This is a genomic window from Veillonella sp. AS16, assembly GCF_000517785.1.
Taxonomy (GTDB): Bacteria; Bacillota; Negativicutes; order Veillonellales; family Veillonellaceae; genus Veillonella; species Veillonella denticariosi.
This window is the reverse complement of record NZ_AZYX01000007.1, coordinates 229,165-251,293: the sequence shown is the minus strand read 5'-3', so window position 1 is coordinate 251,293 and position 22,129 is coordinate 229,165. Positions and strand designations below refer to the sequence as shown.

The 22,129-nt window shown below is 41.1% G+C and carries 22 protein-coding genes and 1 riboswitch; of the genes, 1 reads left to right on the top strand and 21 read right to left on the bottom strand.

Annotated elements, in window-relative coordinates; translation table 11 throughout:
- Nucleotides 1–174: 174 nt before the first annotated feature.
- The 17 genes from rpe to HMPREF1521_RS01240 form a co-directional block, all read right to left on the bottom strand.
- Complete coding sequence (gene rpe / locus HMPREF1521_RS01320) at nt 175–825, bottom strand: ribulose-phosphate 3-epimerase (RefSeq protein ID WP_038114894.1); 651 nt, start codon at nt 823–825, stop codon at nt 175–177.
- A 1-nt stretch (nt 826) separates the two neighbouring features.
- Nucleotides 827–1,690 (bottom strand): ribosome small subunit-dependent GTPase A, encoded by an 864-nt coding sequence (gene rsgA / locus HMPREF1521_RS01315; RefSeq protein ID WP_038114892.1) that lies wholly within the window; start codon nt 1,688–1,690, stop codon nt 827–829.
- Nucleotides 1,691–1,698: 8 nt separating this feature from the next.
- Nucleotides 1,699–3,618, bottom strand: a complete 1,920-nt coding sequence (pknB, locus tag HMPREF1521_RS01310) for a Stk1 family PASTA domain-containing Ser/Thr kinase (protein ID WP_038116003.1) — start codon at nt 3,616–3,618, stop codon at nt 1,699–1,701.
- A 27-nt stretch (nt 3,619–3,645) separates the two neighbouring features.
- Complete coding sequence (locus tag HMPREF1521_RS01305; protein WP_038114890.1) at nt 3,646–4,347, bottom strand: Stp1/IreP family PP2C-type Ser/Thr phosphatase; 702 nt, start codon at nt 4,345–4,347, stop codon at nt 3,646–3,648.
- The gene (gene rlmN, locus HMPREF1521_RS01300) at nt 4,340–5,386 is read right to left on the bottom strand and encodes a 23S rRNA (adenine(2503)-C(2))-methyltransferase RlmN (protein WP_038114887.1); all 1,047 of its coding nucleotides are present in this window, start codon (nt 5,384–5,386) and stop codon (nt 4,340–4,342) included. The genes HMPREF1521_RS01305 and rlmN overlap by 8 nt, the downstream gene beginning before the upstream one ends.
- A 20-nt stretch (nt 5,387–5,406) precedes the next feature.
- Entirely contained in the window at nt 5,407–6,762 is a 1,356-nt protein-coding gene (rsmB, locus tag HMPREF1521_RS01295; RefSeq protein ID WP_038114886.1) for a 16S rRNA (cytosine(967)-C(5))-methyltransferase RsmB, read from the bottom strand.
- Nucleotides 6,749–7,537: a DUF116 domain-containing protein gene (locus HMPREF1521_RS01290; RefSeq protein ID WP_038114884.1), complete on the bottom strand. Its 789-nt coding sequence runs from the start codon at nt 7,535–7,537 to the stop codon at nt 6,749–6,751. Before HMPREF1521_RS01290 ends, rsmB begins: the two co-directional genes overlap by 14 nt.
- A complete protein-coding gene (fmt, locus tag HMPREF1521_RS01285) occupies nt 7,521–8,495 on the bottom strand; it encodes a methionyl-tRNA formyltransferase (protein WP_369759693.1) in 975 nt (324 codons plus the stop codon). Before fmt ends, HMPREF1521_RS01290 begins: the two co-directional genes overlap by 17 nt.
- Nucleotides 8,496–8,520: 25 nt before the next feature.
- The gene (def, locus tag HMPREF1521_RS01280) at nt 8,521–9,009 is read right to left on the bottom strand and encodes a peptide deformylase (protein WP_038114879.1); all 489 of its coding nucleotides are present in this window, start codon (nt 9,007–9,009) and stop codon (nt 8,521–8,523) included.
- 13 nt (nt 9,010–9,022) lie between these two features.
- On the bottom strand, nt 9,023–11,206 hold the full coding sequence (gene priA, locus HMPREF1521_RS01275) for a primosomal protein N' (RefSeq protein ID WP_038114877.1): 2,184 nt from the start codon (nt 11,204–11,206) through the stop codon (nt 9,023–9,025).
- Between the two features lie 63 nt (nt 11,207–11,269).
- A complete protein-coding gene (gene metK / locus HMPREF1521_RS01270) occupies nt 11,270–12,460 on the bottom strand; it encodes a methionine adenosyltransferase (protein WP_038114874.1) in 1,191 nt (396 codons plus the stop codon).
- A 47-nt stretch (nt 12,461–12,507) separates the two neighbouring features.
- Nucleotides 12,508–12,608: riboswitch (SAM riboswitch) on the bottom strand.
- 33 nt (nt 12,609–12,641) lie between these two features.
- Nucleotides 12,642–14,297, bottom strand: coding sequence for a SulP family inorganic anion transporter (locus HMPREF1521_RS01265; protein WP_038114873.1), 1,656 nt, complete (start codon nt 14,295–14,297; stop codon nt 12,642–12,644).
- A 55-nt stretch (nt 14,298–14,352) separates the two neighbouring features.
- The gene (gene coaBC, locus HMPREF1521_RS01260) at nt 14,353–15,555 is read right to left on the bottom strand and encodes a bifunctional phosphopantothenoylcysteine decarboxylase/phosphopantothenate--cysteine ligase CoaBC (RefSeq protein ID WP_038114871.1); all 1,203 of its coding nucleotides are present in this window, start codon (nt 15,553–15,555) and stop codon (nt 14,353–14,355) included.
- Nucleotides 15,556–15,609: 54 nt separating this feature from the next.
- Nucleotides 15,610–15,825: a DNA-directed RNA polymerase subunit omega gene (gene rpoZ / locus HMPREF1521_RS01255; protein WP_038114868.1), complete on the bottom strand. Its 216-nt coding sequence runs from the start codon at nt 15,823–15,825 to the stop codon at nt 15,610–15,612.
- A 4-nt stretch (nt 15,826–15,829) separates the two neighbouring features.
- The gene (gene gmk / locus HMPREF1521_RS01250; protein WP_038114866.1) at nt 15,830–16,459 is read right to left on the bottom strand and encodes a guanylate kinase; all 630 of its coding nucleotides are present in this window, start codon (nt 16,457–16,459) and stop codon (nt 15,830–15,832) included.
- An 8-nt stretch (nt 16,460–16,467) separates the two neighbouring features.
- Nucleotides 16,468–16,737, bottom strand: coding sequence for an extracellular matrix/biofilm regulator RemA (gene remA, locus HMPREF1521_RS01245; protein WP_038114863.1), 270 nt, complete (start codon nt 16,735–16,737; stop codon nt 16,468–16,470).
- A 14-nt stretch (nt 16,738–16,751) separates the two neighbouring features.
- Entirely contained in the window at nt 16,752–17,633 is an 882-nt protein-coding gene (locus tag HMPREF1521_RS01240) for a YicC/YloC family endoribonuclease (RefSeq protein ID WP_038114860.1), read from the bottom strand.
- Between the two features lie 133 nt (nt 17,634–17,766).
- Here HMPREF1521_RS01240 and HMPREF1521_RS01235 point away from each other — a divergent pair, with 133 nt between their 5' ends.
- Complete coding sequence (locus HMPREF1521_RS01235) at nt 17,767–19,482, top strand: NFACT family protein (protein WP_038114857.1); 1,716 nt, start codon at nt 17,767–17,769, stop codon at nt 19,480–19,482.
- Nucleotides 19,483–19,535: 53 nt separating this feature from the next.
- Here HMPREF1521_RS01235 and HMPREF1521_RS01230 read toward each other — a convergent pair whose 3' ends face one another.
- The 4 genes from HMPREF1521_RS01230 to HMPREF1521_RS01215 form a co-directional block, all read right to left on the bottom strand.
- Nucleotides 19,536–20,003 carry a hypothetical protein gene (locus HMPREF1521_RS01230; protein WP_038114855.1) on the bottom strand — a complete coding sequence of 156 codons (468 nt, stop codon included), beginning with the start codon at nt 20,001–20,003 and terminating at the stop codon, nt 19,536–19,538.
- Nucleotides 20,004–20,014: 11 nt separating this feature from the next.
- Entirely contained in the window at nt 20,015–20,506 is a 492-nt protein-coding gene (gene coaD / locus HMPREF1521_RS01225) for a pantetheine-phosphate adenylyltransferase (protein ID WP_038114853.1), read from the bottom strand.
- Between the two features lie 4 nt (nt 20,507–20,510).
- Nucleotides 20,511–21,062 (bottom strand): 16S rRNA (guanine(966)-N(2))-methyltransferase RsmD, encoded by a 552-nt coding sequence (rsmD, locus tag HMPREF1521_RS01220; RefSeq protein ID WP_038114851.1) that lies wholly within the window; start codon nt 21,060–21,062, stop codon nt 20,511–20,513.
- A gap of 67 nt (nt 21,063–21,129) precedes the next feature.
- The gene (locus HMPREF1521_RS01215; protein ID WP_038114848.1) at nt 21,130–22,128 is read right to left on the bottom strand and encodes an NAD(P)H-dependent glycerol-3-phosphate dehydrogenase; all 999 of its coding nucleotides are present in this window, start codon (nt 22,126–22,128) and stop codon (nt 21,130–21,132) included.
- Between the last annotated feature and the right edge of the window lies 1 nt (nt 22,129).

Genomic DNA, 22,129 nt, shown 5'->3' with positions numbered 1-22,129 from the left:
CCTCCTGTTAATTAACTTCCGCCGCTTCATCCTTCGGGTCACCCAAAATTAGGCACAGTACCGAAGTCCACTGACGTGCATATTTTTCATACCCACTAATTTTAACAAAAAAGTTTTTTAAAAGCAAGCAAAAGAGAGGTGAATTCTTTGGAATTCACCTCTCGAAATATTCTATCAATTTGTCCGAATCGCTTCGATCATCTGAGCCCGATTTGAAGCTCCGAATACTGCAGATCCCGCTACGAGTACCGTAGCACCGGCTCTTTTAATGGGGACACAGGTTATATCGTTGATACCACCATCTACTTCGATTACAGCCGAAGTATTATCAACCTCTTCAAGTAACAGCTTTGCTTGCTTAACTTTTTTAATAGCGTTCGGTATAAAAGATTGTCCCCCGAACCCGGGGTTAACAGACATGATTAATATCATGTCAAGATCAGCCGCAATATCTTCAAGAACAGCAACCGGAGTACCCGGGTTCAATGCAATGCCGGCCTTCATACCGCATTGTTTGATATGCTGCACCAGACGATGTATATGAGGTACCGTTTCCTGATGAAATGTAAAGTACTCCACACCTATCTTGGCATACTCTTCAACATAATCTCCCGGATTTGTCACCATCAAATGAACATCGAAAGGCAGCTTCGTATACGGCCGGATAGCTTTCACAACAGGAGCGCCAAAAGTCAGGTTAGGCACAAAGTGTCCATCCATAACATCGATATGTAATAAATCCGCTCCGGCCGTTTCAATGGATTTTAGCTCTTCACTTAAGATAGCAAAATCAGCAGATAACATAGATGGTGCAACTTTAATCATCTTAAAACCTCTTTCTTTGATTCTCTATGTCTCTTCGTATGGACATATACGCATCATAGCGCCCCTTATGGATTAGTCCGGATGCTAACGCTTCTTTAATACCGCAAATCGGCTCATGTTCATGATAACAAGGATTAAATTTGCAATCCTCTACATAATCAGCAAATTCAGGAAACAATGTAGTCAATCGTTCCAATGATACATCATTAAATTCGATAGCACTGAATCCAGGAGTATCCATGATGAAGGAATCCGTATTCAAACTAAATAATGATGCATGACGCGTCGTATGTCTACCGCGCTTAATTTTATCGCTTACTTCACCTGTTTGGAACGTAAATTTCGAATCCACCGCGTTGAGAAGACTGCTTTTACCAACCCCTGAAGGGCCTGCAAAAGCAGTGACCTTATGTTCCAGCACATGTCGTAATTCATCAATCCCCGTCATAGCATAAGTGGACGTCATAATCACATCGTAGCCGATAGATCGATACAGATCCACCAGAGATATCGTAGATGCATCCATTAAATCGCATTTATTAACACATAATATGATAGGAATATCCGCATGTTCAATCATAACGAGCATCTTATTTAATAATAGCTCGTTAATATCTGGCTCATGTGCGGCCACGACCAGAACCACCTGATCGATATTGGCCACAGCGGGGCGAATCATCGAATTATGACGCTCGTGAATGGATTCTACGAATCCATCGTTGGAAATAGTAACTCGATCACCTACTAATAAACTGTAACGTCCTTTTTTCAACCGTCCACGAACCTTGCATTCATGAACGGTTCCCTCTTCATCTTGCACATAGAAGTAACCGTTCATATTCTTGATAACAATGCCTGTAATCATACTGCCTCTTATAATGCCGTATCCTGAACTAATGCGCCATTGAGATATACTTCGATACGAACATTGCCGACACCTGATACTTTTTTAACTATGCGATCACCAGGCTTATTCGTATCATCGTAAATTACGGCAGAACCTTCATCATCTTTTACGATGATCTTCAGTTCCTGATTCTTTGATCCCGGTGGTACTGTTACGTCAACGGTTCCTGTTGTTTTATTGCCACTTTGTTTGGAATCGTCCTTCTTTTTGTCCTTATATTCGGTCGTAAGATTTAAGGACGAACCTTCATCTACCTCATCGCCTGCTTTGAGACTTTGTTCCGTTACCACAGATTTATCCTCTACGGAACCGGCCACCTGATTTACAGCGATATTAACCGCACTTAATGCATCACGGGCCTCTTTTAAAGACATGCCTACTACATTAGGTACCTTAACTTTTTTTACCTTCGCCTTATTTACTACAAGATCGATTGTAGCCCCTTTAGACACCTTGGAATCACCGGATGGCGTTTGCGCGATGATGACACCGTCAGGCTTTCCGTCTACACTCTCTTGTGTAATCTTACCTACAACAAGACCTAAATCTTTTAGGCGCTGACGAGCTTGATCCACCGTCAGACCGGATAAATCCGGAACCGTAAGATCCCCTACGCCTTTTGAGACAACGAGATGAATTGTACGTTGTTCTTTAACCTTTTCACCGGCATTCGGCGTTTGAGAAATGACTTGTCCTGCGGGCACATCAGAATTTGTGACCTCACTAGTAGACACGCGTAGATGTTTATCTTCTAAAATATTTTTAGCGACGGATACCTGTTTGCCTACCACATTAGGCACATCTACAGTTGTATTACTCCAGAAATTACCATAAGTTAAAAATGCTCCTAAAAAGGCGATTAAGAAGATGACAGCCGCCCCTAGAACAATGTATTTCTGCGGGATAGACGCAATTTTATTCAACATACGCTTCTTTTTACTCTCAACTTTCTGACTACTCTCTCTATCGATATTGAAATCCTCCAGTGCGTCAGGGTCCACCGCAGGAATCATTTGTGTCGCAAAATCATATGGTTCATGACGTTGCGTTTTTCCCATTGTAAATCCTTGTGAAAGCCGTAAATCACTAATCATATCCGAGATTGACTCAAATCGATCAGCAGGATTTTTTGCCAGTGCTTTCATCACAACCGCCTCTAAAAGCGGCGGGATAGAAGGATTATATCTAGTCGGAGGAGTAACCTTTTCACGCACATGTTTTAAAGCTACCGCAATCGGTGTCTCTCCCTCAAATGGCACACGCCCCGTCAACATTTCGTACAGCACAACACCTAACGAATAAATGTCCGTATTTCCATCAACAGGCTTACCGCTAGCTTGTTCAGGTGACAAGTAATGGGCGGATCCCAAAATAGAATTGGTATACATTACTGTATTTGTCGCATTCATAGCGCGCGCAATACCAAAGTCCGTTACTTTTACACGACCCGTACGAGTAATTATCACATTATGAGGTTTAATATCACAATGAACTATCCCCATCGCATGAGCGTGTTCGAGGCCTTCTGCAATAGCAATAGTGAATTTCACAGCTTCATCAATAGATAATCGACCATGACGCGTTATATATTCCTTTAACGTTTCTCCATCAACATATTCCATAATAATATAATGTAAATTCTGATCAAAACCTACATCATACATATTGACTATATTGGGGTGATTAAGTTTACCTGCCGCCTGTGCTTCACGTTTAAAACGTTTAACAAATTCATCATCATTAGCAAAATTTGCATGTAAAATTTTTATAGCTACAGGTCTTCCTAATAAAGTATCTTCTCCAAGGTACACATCCGCCATACCGCCTACACCAATTTTATCAACGATGCGGTATCGATTATCTAGAAGTATATCCTTTATATTCATAGCACTCATTATTTCTCCGTTTCTAGACTAGATTGTACCAACCACAATAGTTACATTATCTCCGGCACCGACATCATATACAGCCGTCATTAAAGATTCGATAGCTTGCATATTATCATCAATAGCATGTAAAGTGGATGCAATATCTTCATCCGTTACATATCCGCTTAATCCATCGGTACACAACAAGATACGGTCACCGGTTTGTACCGTCTCAACACCACTGTCAACCTCAAGATTTTCATCGACACCGACGGCACGGGTCAATAAATTTCTTTGAGGATGTGTAAGCATTTCGTCTTTCGTAATGTCTCCGGAATCCAGTAATTCTTGTACCATAGAATGATCCGTAGTAATTTGTCTCAATACGCCGTCTCTAAAAATATAAAGGCGACTATCTCCAACACTGGCCCAATATAATTTATCTTCATCAATGGCGGTTACCACTGCAGTAGTTCCCATTCCAGCCAGACGTTCTTCGTGAGCTACGTGATCGACAATCCGCTGATTCGCATGAAGAACAGCATCACATAAGTCCTTCTGTTCAACATGCTCTATAGCGGATAAGTAGTCTCGTATTTCATCCACGGCATACGTGCTGGCAATTTCACCACCGCTATAGCCGCCCATACCATCAGTAACAGCACAAATAGGACCGTCTATAAAAAAGCGATCCTCATTACGCTGCCGTACAAGACCAATTTTACTTAAACCAACAAAATTATTCATAAGTCTCCTTTTCCCGACCGTGAGCAGCTTTCAACTGTCCACATGCGGCTTGGATTGCATCGCCCATTTCTTTACGTATAGTGACAGATATACCGTAAGATGCGACGATATCTTTAAATCTATTCATATTAATCATAGATGGTTTATATAAATCAATATGTTCATTGCCATTAACAGGAATCAAATTAACATGGCAATTAGGAAAATCCTTACAGATTTGTCCTAATACATGAGCCTCATCAAAGGAGGCGTTCACGGAATCAATCAAAATATATTCAAAGGTAATACGACGCTGTGTCGTATCATAATAATATTTTACCGCATCCAACACCTGAGTCAAATTATAATGAGCTCCTACAGGCATTATACTGCGTCGTATATCATCAGTTGTCGCATGCAATGACAATGCAAGCGTAATCGGTAAGCCTTCATCAGCAAGCTTATATATATTAGGAACCCAGCCACAGGTAGAAATGGTCATCTTACGATAACTGATATTACAAATCGCAGGATCATGTAATAACTTAAGCGCATTCAATACATTATCATAATTTTGAAGCGGCTCGCCGGCCCCCATTACAACAACAGAGTGAATCGGCTGCTTTATGATTTGTCCAAAGATAACAACTTGACCTACGATTTCCGCTACCGTTAAATCACGATATAAACCGCCCTGCGTAGAAGCACAGAACACACACCCCATCGCACAGCCCACTTGGGAAGAGACACATACGGAATATCCGTAGTGCTGCTCCATCAACACCGCTTCAACCCTACTGTGGTCATTCATTTCCAATAAAATTTTACGGGTCTTGCCGTCAGGTGCAATCGATTCTGTAATTAATGCAGGTATAGATATAACACAATTCTCCGTTAACCACTGTCGCAAATCTTTTGGAAACTGTGTCATTTCCTGAAAGTCAAAAACATACCTATGATATATATAATCAAGTAGCTGTTTCGCTCGAAATTTTTGTATATTATGGGTCTTGAAAATAATTTGTAACTCTTCTAAAGACTTACCCAATAATTCTATCATAAATACTCCATTTCTTTTGATTATGATAGGCGCTTCATACGAGCCATAAAAAATCCATCCATATCATCCCGAGGAGGATAGGTGGTAATCATACCATCCTTAGATGAAGGTAGTCCTTTCAGTTCTACAGGTTCAATAACAAAGTCTTTATGATGTTCTAGAAACTTCTCTAATACATCCTCGTTTTCACCGTGATTTAAAGTACAAGTTGAATATACGAGATAGCCCCCGACCTTCACCATTTTGGATGCGCACTCCAGAATTTCTAATTGTAACGTCGGCAGTTCAAATAGTAACTCTCTGGACTTACGCCAACGCATATCAAGTTTTTTTTGTAAAATACCTAATCCTGAACACGGTGCATCCACCAGGACACGATCAAATTGATTAATCCATGAATCGGGCAAAGTCCGTCCGTCCTGTAATTTCATGGAGATAATGGAAACACCGAGCCGTTCAACATTGGACTGCATTAATTGTAATTTATGTTCATATATATCACAACTCATGATAGCTCCTGTATTTTCCATTAAGCTTGCCATATGCATTGACTTGCCACCGGGTGCAGCACAACAGTCCAGAATACGTTCACCCGGCTGAGGATTAACCACATGGGCTACAAGCATGGATGCTTTATCCATAAACGTGATATGCCCGTCCAAAACAGGGCGTGCTTTCTCTAGATGTCCTTGATGACCATCGATATAAATACATTCGGGAATATATTCATCCCGGTCAACAGTCCAGCCTAATGCGCGTAACTCCTGTAAACATTCGTCAACACTCACCTTAATCGTATTAATACGAGCCGTTAAACGAGATTGTTCATTAAACCAGGAACAAAGGTCTATAGTTTTGTCTTTTCCCATTTCGTTTAACCACAATTCCACAAGCCAGAGAGGTTGATTATAGATAAATGATATTTCCTCCGCTTCAGATGTAGCCAATTCACCGATGGAGATACTATCCATGTCACGCAATACGGACCTCATGACGGCATTGACGAACCCCGACAAACCTCGCGTTAATTTTTTTGCTAATTTAACGGATTCATTCACCGCCGCGCTTTCAGGAACCTTATCCATATATAAAATTTGATAAATACCGAGGCGCAAAATCTCAACGACCATGGATGATAACTTTTTTATAGGCCTGTTAGCGAAATGAACAATAATGGCATCTAAATAATTTCTTCTGCGAATAACCCCATAAACGAGTTCAGTGAAGAAACGGCGATCTAAATCCTCTAAATGATAAGTTCGCAAATATTCCTGCAGTTTTATATTCGCATAAGCACCGTTGCGATTGATATCAGACAATGCTTTCACAGCCAATAAACGTATATTCGGTTGTTGCTTATTCTTAACTAATGTCATGATTATTCCTACCAATCAATTGTTCAATTACGGTACGAACACGTTCGGAATCAACCTTTGTATTACAGCAAGGACCGTTGGGACGCTCATTTAATACACCGATTACAGGAATCGGAAATACATCAGCCATACCGCTTGCTAAATCGCGTTCGCACGCAATGGCCACAATCGCCTTTGGACGTGCCTCTTTTACTTTCAGACGCGCCAACGTCCCGCCGGTAACAACGATAAACTGGCATCCGTAGTCCCTTGCGATTTGTAATAAATCCCCCACCTGACATCGTCCGCACTGTTTACAATTATTTACATCATGAGTTACCTTATGTACACAGGAACTTTCCTGTAGACAATGTGGCGTTAATAAAAGAATCCGTTCCGGTTCAACAATATACATATCAAGTGTAACCAAATGATTAATCAGATCAATCATCGACTGACGCAACCGATCCTTTGTAACACCTCTCACTTTGCCGAGAGCCAATGATAAAGGAAACAGCCCATATATAAATCGGTTTGCTAGGCGCAAAATAACCGGATGTAATTTAACTATCCCCGTAGAAGCCACGATTAGTGAAGCACATAAGAACCATATGATACAAATAATTAGAACCAGTATTACACAGATAATCAGAGGCGCCATAAAGTGTAATTGTAAAAGTCCTGGCCATAAAATATACATGAGAAAGCTCAAAAACCCGGTCAAAATGGCACAAGTCAAAGTGGATAGCACAAGATATAAGGGAAATGTTTCGTATTGCTTAGATTTGGTTTCCAAAAACCATCCCGTCCTTTATTTGATGACCATTTACAAAATCATTTGCACTGATTCGCTTTTTATTCTCCGGTTGAACCTCGATAAGACGGACAAATCCGTGATCGCCGGTAGCGACAATCAATCCGTCCGCACGTGAAACGATAGTTCCCGGAGTACAATCGGATTGGAGTATCACAGATTTACCGTTTAGAACAATGGTATTATCATCAGCAGAAATCTGTTCAACAAGGTCAGCACGCCATATCTTTAACCGCTTACCACCTAAGAATGTATAGCAGCCTGGCGCCGGATTAAGGCCACGAATCAAATTAACAATGGATACGGACGATCGATTCCAATCAATAAAACCCATTTCCTTTGTGATTTTAGCTGTATGTGTTGCCTCTTCATCATTCTGAGGGACAGCATTAATTTCACCGTTAACCCAACGATGCAAAACAGGTACAATCGTATCTGCGCCAAGCTGTGCAATACGGTCAAAGAGTTCACCCGTAGTTTCCCCGGGCAGAATATCCGTTTTAACAATGTCGATAATATCCCCTGTATCAAGGCCATCATCCATATGCATAATGGTAACACCGGTTTCTTTATCACCATTGAGAACTGCATAATGAATCGGTGCCGCCCCTCTATATTTCGGTAAGGCAGAGGCATGAATATTGATGCATCCATATTGGGGAAGTCGAATTAACCATGGCGGTAAAATCTTCCCATATGCGATGACAACAATTATATCCGGATTCAACTGTTCTAATTGAGCCTGAATCGTTTCATCCCGCAACGTAACAGGTTGATAAACAGGCAAATCATGAGCCAGTGCAGCCATTTTTACGGGCGGCATCTGTACCTGTTTACCTCGTCCCTTTTGTTTATCGGGCTGACAATACACGCCTACGACAGAAAAGTCAGACCGCACCAACGCTTCTAATGTGGGAACGGAAAAATCCGGTGTTCCCATAAATACAACACGTAGCGATTTTTTACTAGACAATTTCTTTCTCCTCCGGATGATCCGATATTAATCGTAAATTCGTCGCTTTTTCAATAAATAGATGTCCTTCTAAGTGATCGATTTCATGTTGAAAAATACGAGCCAAAAATCCTTCGGCTTTAATTGTGACCTTCTTATTATAAGGGTCAACCCCCTTCACGGTAATCTTTTCAAATCGCTCCACATCGCCAAAATAACCGGGAACACTTAGGCAACCTTCCGGACCAACCTGTGTGCCTTCAGCATGTGTAATCTCAGGATTGATTAAAGCGATAAGTCCGCTACCTACCTGATCATCAACGACGATAATGCGCTTCGATACGGCCACCTGTGGCGCTGCAAGTCCTACGCCTTGTGTTTCATACATAGTCTCCGCCATATCATCGATAAATGCTCTTAATTTTTTGTTTACATAGTCAACAGGTTCCGCCACTTGTTTCAATACCGGATGACCCGCCTTAATCACATCTAATACCGCCATAAATTCTCCTACACTACACAGGATCTACATCAATAAGTAATCCTTCTTGCGTAAAAATCCACGAGTGATATATATATTTCTTCATATCAGTCAAATCCGTACCGCGAATCATAATCGCTAAACGGTACATATCACGTACCTTTTTAATACTTGCTTCATAAGGTCCGTTAATTGTTATATCCAGATTTCCCTTATGACGTTCCAAATCATTTACTATGCGATTAGCAACAGATTCCAGCGTATTCATATCCTGATGACGTACGACCATATGAATCATTTCACGGAACGGTGGATAACCAAGGGCTTCACGATTCTGTATTTCTTCATGGTAAAAGCCAACATAATCATGAGTCTTACTCTTTATTATAGCATAGTTTAAAGGATTATATGTTTGTATCACGACATGACCAGTTTTATCGCCACGGCCAGCTCGTCCTGACGTTTGTGTCAATAAATCAAACGTTCGCTCCGATGCGGAATAAACAGGTATATTTAATACTGAATCCGCCGTCAAAATGCCAACGGCAGTCACACCTTTAAAATCGTGCCCTTTAGATACCATTTGAGTCCCCAATAGAATATCATATTTATGATTCCCGAAATCGTGAAGTATATCCTCCGCTACTTGCTTATGTTTCGTTACATCCTGATCCAGCCTTGCGATACGGGCATGTTGAAAGTGAGCTCTCAGTTCTTCCTCTACCTTTTGTGTACCGGATCCGAAAAACTTGATGCGCTTACTTTTACATTTTGGACAAACAACAGGAATCGGTTCATGATGTTCACAATAATGACAACGTAACTCCTCACCGGCCTGATGATATACCATAGCCACATCACAATGAGGGCACATAATCGTTTCCCCACAATCACGACACATAACAAATGTGCTGTAACCGCGACGATTTAAAAGTATAATCATCTGATTATGCTCATCCAATGTACGTTGAATAAGATGCATCATGGCATCGGAAAATACAGAATAATTACCATGCAGCATTTCTTCTTTCATATCCACAATCGATACGGAAGGCATCGGTTGTTCAAAAATACGGTTCGGTAACTCCAATAACCGATATGTGCCGTTTTGTGCCTTGTAATAGGATACTACAGAAGGTGTTGCAGACCCGAGAATTACCGGACAGCCATGTGCCTCACCACGCCATAATGCAACATTTCTTGCATGATAACGCACCATATCTTCCTGCTTATAAGATGTATCATGCTCTTCATCGACAACAATGAGACCTATATCTTCGGCCGGTGCAAATATTGCGGACCGAGCGCCGATAATGATATGACTATCTTTACGACGTAATCGTTCCCAATTGTTATTACGCTGCTGCACCGTTAATTTACTATGGAAAACAACGACTTCATCCCCAAAGGTTTCCACAAAGCGACGAACAATCTGATCAGTTAAAATAATTTCCGGAACCAAAATGATAGCGGTTTTATCCTGACTGATACACCGTGCGGTAGCTCGCAAATAAATCTGTGTCTTACCGCTCCCCGTAACACCATGAAGTAAAAAGGGCTGATAAACATGATGATCCATGGCATATTGAATTGACTCATAAGCCTTCTGTTGCGCCTCTGATAAGGGTATTTTATATTCCTCCGTCAATAGCTCATCGAAAACCGTTTTGGTAGCTTTGAATCGGGATTCGACAACTATCCCATAAGCTTCGCTTACCTGCTTGATGACCATACGGGAATAACCTTTAGCCAATAATAAAGCCTTGGATGCACCCCCAACCTCAAGCAAATAGGAGGCCAGTTCACGTTGTTTTCTTTTACGTGCACTAAATTGATCAACAGAAAAATCAGGAGTGACTACAAGCCACTCCTCTTTCGGAGCTTCATAGGACTTTAACGTTTTATGAACCGTAAAAAGACGTAATGCATCACCATAGGAGCAAAGATAATATTCATTTAGTCGTCTTGCCGTATCCATCATTTCCGGTGTAAACCATGGCTCACTATCTAAAATCTGTACTATATTACGCAGTGTAAACTCGGGAGACTCCGTTAATTCGGTGTACCCGATAAGGATTCCTTCCTCTCTACTATTACCAAGAGGAACCAATACACGTGTACCGGGTAAAACAGTACCGAATTTTTCCGGCATTAAATAGCTTAACGGTTTATGTAGTTGTTTAGCCGGTCGATTAATAATAATCTGTGCAACACGCATAGGTTCACATCCTTAAATTTACTATAAAAGGTCTCAGTAGAAGTTCTACCAAGACCTTTTTCATTATAAGCCAGCTTCTCGTTTTAAAATTTGAGCTTTATCTGTACGTTCCCAAGGGAGATCAACATCTGTTCTACCAAAATGACCATACGCAGCCGTCTTACGATAATGAGGTTTCAATAAGTCGAGCATTTCGATGATACCCGCAGGTCGTAAATCAAAATGTTTCTTTATCAATTCCTGAATTTTTTCTTCTTCGATATGTGCCGTACCAAATGTATCAACTAAAATGGATACCGGATGAGCAACACCGATAGCGTATGCCACCTGTACTTCGCATTTATCGGCCAAACCTGCAGCCACGACGTTCTTAGCTACATAACGGGCAGCATATGCAGCAGAGCGGTCAACCTTGGATGGATCTTTACCGGAAAAAGCACCGCCCCCATGGCGCGCCATACCGCCATATGTATCAACGATGATTTTACGTCCGGTAAGACCGGCATCACCATGAGGTCCACCGATTACAAAGCGACCTGTAGGATTGATGAAAAATTTGGTATTTTCATCAACGAATTCCGCAGGTAACGCAGCGTCGATAACATAACGCTTAAGATCATTTTTAATTTGTTCCTGCGTTACTTCCGGACTATGTTGTGTGGATATAACAATTGTATCGATACGTTTCGGTTTACCGTCAACATATTCTACAGTTACCTGTGTCTTTCCGTCCGGGCGCAAATATGATAAGGTACCATCTTTACGAACTTCTGTAAGGCGACGGGATAAACGATGTGCCAAAGATATCGGCATCGGCATAAATTCCGGCGTTTCATTAGATGCATAACCGAACATCATGCCTTGGTCACCGGCACCGATCTTATCCAATACTTCACCGCGACCGTCTTTAGATTCGAGCGCTTCATCAACGCCCATGGCGATATCAGAAGATTGTTCGTCAATAGATACCAGTACACCGCATGTATCACAGTCAAATCCGAATTTCGCACGAGTATAACCAATTTCACGAATAGTATCGCGTACGATGCGAGGAATGTCTACATAGACATTAGTAGAAATTTCACCTACCACATGAACAAGACCGGTCGTAACCAGAGTCTCGCAAGCTACACGAGCAGCAGGATCCTTTTCAATAATCGCATCCAAAACAGCATCGGAAATTTGGTCGGCTATTTTATCTGGATGGCCTTCAGTAACTGATTCAGAAGTAAAAAACATATGTTTTTCTGCCATTTTATCCTCCTAATATAAAAAAAGCCTCCCATGAACTCATGAGAGACCTCCCATCTAATGGCTCACACCATAGGAATTAGCACCTTTTCTCCTTGGAATGGTTGCTGTAGCTTCACAGGGCCTGTCCCTCCACTACTCTTGATGAGTTACAGAATCATTATAGTGTATTTATTAGTAGAAATCAAGACATTTTAACAGCTAAATCATGTTCCGCTTTATGTAAAGCACTTTCAAACTGGCGATACATATGATGCCGACCTAAAATCGTTAAGAAATCAGATTTATACATTTCGTGGCGTATATCATAATTGACATCACTCAGCAAAACCTCTATTCCTCTTTTCTGTAACTCTTCGATAATACCTCGCAAGATACGAAGGCCGGTTAAATCTACAAATGGAACTTGTCCAAATCGGATAATTAAGAATTTAGGGTCTTTATGTATGGAGTTAAGAGCCCTTTCAAAAGCGCTGATGGCGCCAAAAAACAAGGGGCCCTCCACGGTATATACCATAATTTCAGGATGAATGGTAACCTCGTGTTTAACTTGTTCCGACAGTTCCTCACAACTCATCTCATGAACATCAATGGTTCTCACCATTTTTCTCATAAATTGCAATACCGCCAATATAACACCCACATTAACAGCTACGACTAAATCCGTAAAGATCGTCAAAAAAAATGTTAATATCAATATAATGCGGTCCGCCTGCGGTGCCAATATAATCATTTTAATAAATCGAGGTACATCACTCATATTGTAAGCTACGACAAATAAAATCGCGGCCATCGATGCCAACGGGATATACACGGCATATGGTGCCAAGAACAATAGGATAGCCACTAATACGATGGCATGAACAATTCCGGCGATAGGTGATGTTCCACCTTGTCGAATATTGGTCGCCGTCCGTGCAATAGCCCCTGTCGACGCAATCCCTCCAAATAAAGGGGCTACAATATTAGCTACCCCTTGCCCGAATAATTCCGTATTAGATTCATGCTTCGTTCCGCTCATACCATCGGCCACGACGGCAGATAACAGAGATTCAATCGCGCCTAACATGGCGATGGTAAAAGCAGGACCAATTAACGAGAATATCTTATCCAACGACAGATTAGGGATGGAAAATTCCGGTAGGCCTTGAGGAATACCGCCAAAAGCACTGCCTATAGTCTTTACTGTAGGGAATTGATAGTAACTCTGAATCACTGTAGCGACAATCATGGCCACTATTGGAGCAGGTATTTTATTGATATATGGAATCTTTGGCAATATCAGCAATAGAGCAAGACTAAGCAATGCAATACACAGAGTGGGAATATCCAAATATGGCAAAGATTGAATCATGAGCCATAACTTTTCGTGAAAATGCTCCATATACGGTAATGACGGAAAACCAAAAAAATAAGGCCATTGTCCAACCCAAATAGTCACTCCGATACCTGCTGTAAAGCCCATAATAACAGGGGTTGGAATAAAACGAATAACAGTACCCAATTTAGCCGTACTCATAAGAATCAGCATAATGCCGGCCATCATGGTGGCAATCTGTAAACCCTCAAAGCCATAGTTTACCACTATACTGCTAAGCAGGACAATAAATGCACCCGTAGGGCCTGCAATCTGTACTTGAGAACCCCCAAAAATAGACACGAATATACCGGCAATGATAGCGGTGTATATACCTGCCTGCGGTGTAACACCGCTGGCAATAGCAAAAGCCATCGCTAGCGGCAACGCCACAACACCAACCACCAAGCCGGCAATAATATTATTACTCCACTGTGATCTTGCTAATCCCCCTTGACGATATGCCCTTTGTATCGCAAACATTTAACTAACACTTTCCTTCTCTCTATAAACCCATATAAACAAACATCTTAAAAAGTTATCTTGTACTTTTTAATTTCATTAGCTCAGCCACTTCCGTAAGAATACATTTGGCCAAGTCCGTTTTTTTCATGTTAGGAATTGCCCTCGGCTCTTTATCAGGATACAAAAAATACCCTTCATTTGTATCCACATTAAAGCCCGCATTACTCTTGCTTACATCATTGGCAACCAGCATATCCAGATGTTTTCTATGTACCTTATCCTGTCCATATGCGACAACATCCTGTGTTTCTGCAGCAAACCCGACTAATAATTGATGTGTTTTATGCGCTCCTAAGCCTTGCAATATATCCGGATTCTTGACAAGTTTCAACGTCATGGAATCCATTTTTTTAATTTTATGATCCGCTTTGTTAAGAACTCTAAAATCAGACACTGCAGCGGCCATGATGACCACATCGACATCTTTATATCGAGACTCAACGGCTTTCTGCATAGATACAGCCGAATCGACCGGTACATATTCCACCCCATTAGGCACATCGAGTGATGAAGGTGCGCTCACTAAAATAACACGAGCCCCCATTTTCTGTGCTTCCGCAGCAATAGCATAGCCCATTTTACCGCTGGAACGATTACCTATATAACGGACGGGATCGATATTTTCCTGCGTACCTCCGGCCGTAACTAATACGGTTTTTCCTGAAAACTCTTCAGTAGCACAGAGCTCTGCTTCAAGCCACGCTACAATTTCTTCAGGTTCTGGTAGACGGCCGCTCCCGATCACACCGCATGCAAGCCAGCCGCTGGACGGTTCAAGAATATGATATCCAAGTACTTTCAGCCCCTCTATATTCCGCTGTGTGATTTGATTATTATACATTTCCGTATTCATCGCCGGACAGATATATTTTGGTGCTGTTGTAGCCAAAATGGTCGTAGTCAGCATATCATCGGCAATGCCCGCATAAATTTTAGCTATCACATTAGCGGTTGCCGGTACAACTACATAAGCATCTGCCCATGTAGCCAAAGCAATATGTTCTACATTCCAATTCTGTATTTGCTCAAACATATCCAAAGCCACAGGATGGCCGCTTATTTCACCAAAGGTTAAAGGAGATGCGATATGAGTGGCATTTCGAGTCATAACAACCTTAACTTCGGCCCCTTTTTTACGAAGGCGACTGACCACTTCTATAGCTTTATACGCTGCAATTCCTGCAGATACGGCGACAACGATATATTTTCCCTGCATAGTCTACTCCTTTTAAAAATTCCTTGTATCAACGATACAAGGAATTGATTCATTTTATTTAATACCTTCTTTAGTGCGTTTATAAGTGACTTCACCTTCAGCGATTTCATAAAATGCCAAAGATACAGGCTTGTCAGTAGCATGTGTATGTTCAGCAAGGCAAGGACTGCCGTCAGTAAGTTCACGAGCTCGTTTTGCTGCCAATGTTACCAATGTATACTTGCTGTCTACTTGATTTTCTAATGCTTTCAATGGAGGTTTTACCATCATACTATCACTTCTCCTTAGACTCTTGGTATTGCTTATAAATAAATTGAATTTGTTCTTTATTGCGACTGATCTTACAGGATTCGGCCCGCAAGATAGAGGCTACCTTCTCCGAAGCTTCCGCTAAATCATCATTAACAACAATATAATCATAACGATGCGCCAGCGCTAGTTCGGAACACGCTAGAGATAAACGCTTATCAATGACCTCTTTAGCATCGGTTCCTCGATTATGTAACCGCTCGGATAACTCTGTTAAGGACGGAGGTACGATATAGATAAATACAGCATCACTAAAGCGTTCCTTTACCTGCATCGCCCCCTGTATATCGATTTCCAACAGTACACTTTTACCCTCATCCAATAAATCCATTACATGCTGCTTAGGTGTACCATAGTAATTGTCATATACTTTAGCATATTCCAGAAAGGCATCTTCTGCCAAAAGAGATTCAAATTCATCCTTTGATCGGAAAAAGTAATTTACGCCTTCCTCCTCACCGACTCGCGGCTCACGTGTCGTCATGGAAACAGAATAAACTAAATTCGGCATTTCCTTTCGAATATTAGAACAAATGGTTCCTTTACCTGCACCAGACGGCCCGGATATAACGATTAACAATCCTCTGTCTGACATATATACTCCTATGCTTCTACTGTATCTTCATCTACATCATATTGCACAATTCGATGTGCTACGGTTTCCGGCTGAATTGCAGATAACACAATCTGACCGCTGTCCATAACTAATACAGCACGAGTCTTGCGTCCATATGTAGCATCAATGAGTAAGCCCTTGTCTCTGGCATCCTGCACCATACGCTTAATCGGCGCCGACTCGGGACTGATGATGGCCATAACCCGGTTTGCAGATACCATATTGCCAAAACCTATATTCAATAGTTGAATACTCATCCATGGACCTCCTATCACTCCACATTCTGTACTTGCTCTCTAATTTTTTCCAACTCACACTTTAACTGAACAACCCATTCCGTAATATTCGAATCAACTGTTTTGGAGCCGATAGTATTCACCTCTCGATTCATCTCCTGCAGGATAAAATCAAGCTTACGACCTATAGGATTCTCATCTATAAGTGTGTTTTTTAATTGTACCACATGTGAGGTGAATCGGACAATCTCTTCTGTAATATCGGTCTTGTCTGCAAGAATTGCAATTTCCTGTAAAAATCTGTCCTCACTGATGCTCGCTTCCAGCTCTATTAAATACTCCTTAATCTTTGATAAAATATGATTTCGATAATTTTCTACGGCAACCGATTTATTATCATCAATACGTCGAATCGTTGATTTCAACGTAGAAATTCGACTTAACAAATCCTCTTGAATATGACGACCTTCTTCACTTCTCATCTGTAATAACTGTGCAACAGCCCGACCGGTCGCCTCCGTCACAACGGATATCATGACATCTTCCGCAACAGGTTCATCCTGTTGTTGGATCCATTCATTTGAAACGGACATAACCGCTGATAGGGGCACCTCTTTAAGGGTTGTATAAAAGCCCTGCTCCACCAACATCTCCTGAATTTGCTCACGCAGCACACGATTGATAGTGAAAGTTTTTGGCCGTTCCCCCACATCTTGTATCGATACGGATACTTCTACCTTACCGCGAGCAACATGTTGTTGTATCTGTTCTCGAATTAGGTTTTCAAAAGGATTGATTTGTTTCGGACTTCGTATAAATAAATCTAAATACCGTGCATTGACGGATTTGATCTCAACCGTACAAGTAAGGTTGTCTGCAGTGGCGGTACCGCAGCCAAAACCTGTCATACTCTTCATAGACCATCCTCCTTACAGTTTCTCTTATTGTACCACGAAATATTCATTTTTGCTGTTCAAATACTAAGAAATCTCTTCGCTCTGTGGTATACTAAACTATATTTCTATACCATTCATTTATGAAAGGATAGCCATGAATTTAGATGGACTTACCATGTCCGTACTCGCCAAGGAGCTGCACGAGCGATTACAGACAGGACAAATACAAAAATTATACCAAATCGATAAAACCACGCTATTATTTAAAATTCGCGCACATAATGAAGATCAGAATCTGATCATTACCGTAGGCTCCAATCCGGCACTGTATCTAAGCCAGCCGCTTCAGGATCTGCCAAAAGAACCGAGTTCCTTATGTATGTTCCTACGCAAACATATCGAAGGCAGTCGCATTGTAAAGGTTGAACAGATTAATGGGGACAGAATACTATGTATCCAATCGGATAAGTTGGAAATGGACGGATCCATTACAACCACCTATATTTATGTGGAATTGATGGGCAAGTATTCCAACTGTATTTTTGTACAGGATAATATAATTCTGGAATCCCTCATCCATGTCTCTCCCCTCATGAATCGCGAGCGATCGATTGGGCCTAAATTAACATATGAACTACCGCCAAATGCAAATCGCGTCAATTTAATGGACTTTGATGAAACAGAAATACTAAATCTTCTTACATCCTTTAGTACCGGTACAGTTCAGGAAACCATCCGCTCTATCTTTAACGGCTTCGGCAAGCCGCTTTTAGATGAAGTACTGCATCGAGCACAACTAATAGGCGACGAATATATGGAATCCATGTCAGAAGAGGAGATAAACAATCTGGCACAGGCTCTCTACAGCCTTCGTACGGACTTAAACTCAAGCTCGGGCCTCTATGTATTGGAGAATAGTAATCACAAAAAAGCTTACGCCTCACTACCTCTGCACGATTATAAAATCATCAAAACCTACAAAACCATTTCAGAGGCATTAGAAGAATCCATTCATTCCACAAAATCGATTCACACTGCGGATAAGGAGCTTGAAAAAATTCTTACCGCAGCCATCAAGAAAGAAGAAACACGTCATCAAAAAATTCAAGCCGAATTAGATGATACGGAAAAGATGGAAACATACAAACTATACGGTGATATTTTGATGATCAACGCCCATCTGCAGGTACAATATCAACCATCCATCGAATTACCGAATCTTTTATCTGAAAACAATGAAACATTAACCATTCCATTAAAACCTCAGTTGACAATCGTCGAAAATGCACAATGGTATTATAAACTATATACCAAACTTAAAAATCGTATGGTCAGCGGCGAGTATCAGCTCAATGCGAGCACAACAAAGTTGGAATATTTAAAGTCCATCTTATACAGTATCTCCCTTGCCACTACCCGTGAAAGTCTCGAAGAAATTCGCCGAGAATGTATGGATGCGGGGATTATCAAAAAATCCAAAAAGCCGCTATCCTATAAATTGGGGAAATCCAATTACATTCACCTCACAATAGATGAAGGCGAAATCTTCATCGGACGCAACAATCAGCAAAACGAATATTTAACACATCGCTTTGCAAAACCTACTGATATCTGGTTCCATACGCAGGAAATTCAGGGCTCACATCTCATCTTAAGACTAAACGTGAAGCCGAATGATATGATTATATCCAAAGTAGCTCAATACGCGGCATACTTCAGTAAAGCTCGTGAAACCAGTAAAGTGCCTGTTGACTACACCTATATAAAAAATATTAAAAAGCCACCTGGGTCACCGCTGGGATTTGTCATATTCAATACGCATCAAACCATGATTGTAGAACCTAAGAAACCTGAAAACTATATCGACTAAAAAAGGCTATATGCAGTTTATTCTGCATATAGCCTTTCTACTATAATTTTAAACTATTGATTTTCTTCCGTCCGTTCTTCCGTTTGCTTCAAGCTTTCACGATTCTGACGTAAACTTTCCAATGTTTTTTCTAAGTTGTTTTCCACATATTTAAGAACATCGCCGGCATATTGGATTGAACTGGCTTTCAATTCTTCAGAGGATTGATTTGCCGCATTGATGATTTGGTTGGCCTGTTCCTGAGCCTGTTTAACCAATTCACTTTCAGCAGTCAATTTAGCGATGTAATCCTTCGCCTGATCGATTAATGTTTCAGCCTGACGTTGGGCATCAGCCAACACCTTATCCTTCTCAGCTACGATACGACGTGATTCATCAAGCTCCAACGGTAAAGATTCTTGAATGGAGTCAATAATACGCATAATTTCATCTTCTTCTACCATGCGTTTAGTAGTCATAGGAATACGACTGCTGGATTCAATAAGAACCTCTAAATCTTCTAATAATTTTTCTGTTTTCATACAAATCACTCCTATTTATTATGTACCGTATTAAAGCGTTCTTCAAGTTTTAACTTTACATCATCCGGAACGAGACCATCCAGCTTTCCACCAAATTTAGCCAATTCACGAATGCCTGTGGAGCTGACAAAAGAATATTTATTATTTGTCATAATAAAAACAGTCTCAATGTCATCATCCAAATATTTTGCAAATAAAGCGCGCTGAAACTCGTATTCAAAATCACTCAATGCACGTAACCCACGAATAATTATAGTCGCATTTTTAGACTTTACATATTCATTGAGTAAACCACCTGTACAGTCAATTTCAACATTCGGAATATGTTTTACGGAGTTTCGAATCATCTCGACCCGTTCCTCCATCGTAAACAAAGAGTTTTTATTCGGATTAGTGCTGACCGCGATAATCAACTTGTCCACTAACCGACTGCCCCGCTCAAAAATATCAACATGTCCATTTGTAACTGGGTCAAAACTCCCCGGACATATACCTATACGCACAGGTCTAGCTCCTTTCAGCAGCATTTACAAAATAGGAAACCATCGTATAACCAAATTTCTGTACTTTGATACAGTCCCATGATTCAGGTAATGTAAACACTTCATCCTTATGATGTTCCAAGAGTAAAACCCCAGAGGATTTCAGCAGATTGTTCACTACCACGAAATCAATAGTATCCTGTATAAATCCATGCTCATATGGTGGATCAGAAAAAATATAGTCGAACTGCTGTCCTTCTATATAATTTTTTACTTGTGAAAGTTTTCTCGGGATGATCTGTAATCGACCATCGACACGACAATGCACGGCATTTTCTAAAATCAGTTTTCCCGTTTTACAGTCAACGGCCACTGCCCGAGCAGCACCGCGACTCAACGATTCGATTGCTATGGCACCGGTACCGGAAAAAAGATCCAGTACATCTGTACCGTAAATCCCCCTGTTAGCCAAGACATTGAATACACTTTCACGAACTCGATCCAGTGTAGGTCTAGTATCCATTCCCTTTGGCGCTTTAATAGCATGCCCCTTCGCAGTTCCGCCAATAATTCGCATACAATCCTCACAAGATTATACTCATTAATTATAGTATATAAATAACCAAAATAAAAGTATCTTTTACTTATGATACTTCAATTTTACTATTTCGTCCCATCAATTCTTCTAATGCTGCAGCAGGTGTTTTTTTCTGATGCAATACATCGTGTAAAGCCGCTGTAATCGGCATCTCTATATCATGTTCTTCAGCCATCTTATGAATGATATCTGTTGCAAAAAAACCTTCTACTACCATATTGGTGTGCTGCATAATATCATCCATCGACCTGCCATCAGCTAACTGTTGACCTGCCGAGCGATTGCGACTGTGACCGCTCATACAGGTGGCAATAAGATCACCCATACCGGCCAGACCTGCATAGGTTTCTTTTTTCGCACCTAAAGCAACACCGAAACGCGTCATTTCATGAAGGCCGCGCGTCAGAAGCATAGCTTTACAGTTATCCCCTAATGCCAAGCCGTCCACAATCCCCGCCGCCAGTGCAATAATATTCTTTGTTGCACCGGCCAGTTCAACACCGATTAAATCCGTACTGGAATATATTCTAAAGTTTTGACTATGCAAGGTATTTTGTAATTTGATGGCCACATCAAGATTGTTCGTACTCAATACGGCGGCAGCCGGTAGATTCCGGGCGACCTCCTCCGCATGGTTCGGTCCTGTCAAAACAGCTAAATTACACCCTACAGAACCTAATACCTCAGACATAACGGTAGTCAACAATTTTCCTGTAGTTCGTTCCACCCCTTTTGAACATAACACATAGGACTGTTCCTTATGCGCATAAGGTTGTATTGCCTCAAGGCTGGTTCGAACATGGACAGACGGAGTTACCATTAACACAATCTGAGCATCACGAATACAGGACTTCAAATCCGAACTGAATTGTAAAGAATCGGGTAATTTAACCCCTGGTAAATATTCTTTATTCTCGCGGTCGATAGCTAATTGTTTTCCGAATTCAGGACGACGGCAATATATAGTTGTAGTGTTTCCCGCTAATGCGGATTTTATGGCTAATGCCGTTCCCCAACTACCGGAGCCGATAACAACTACGTTCATA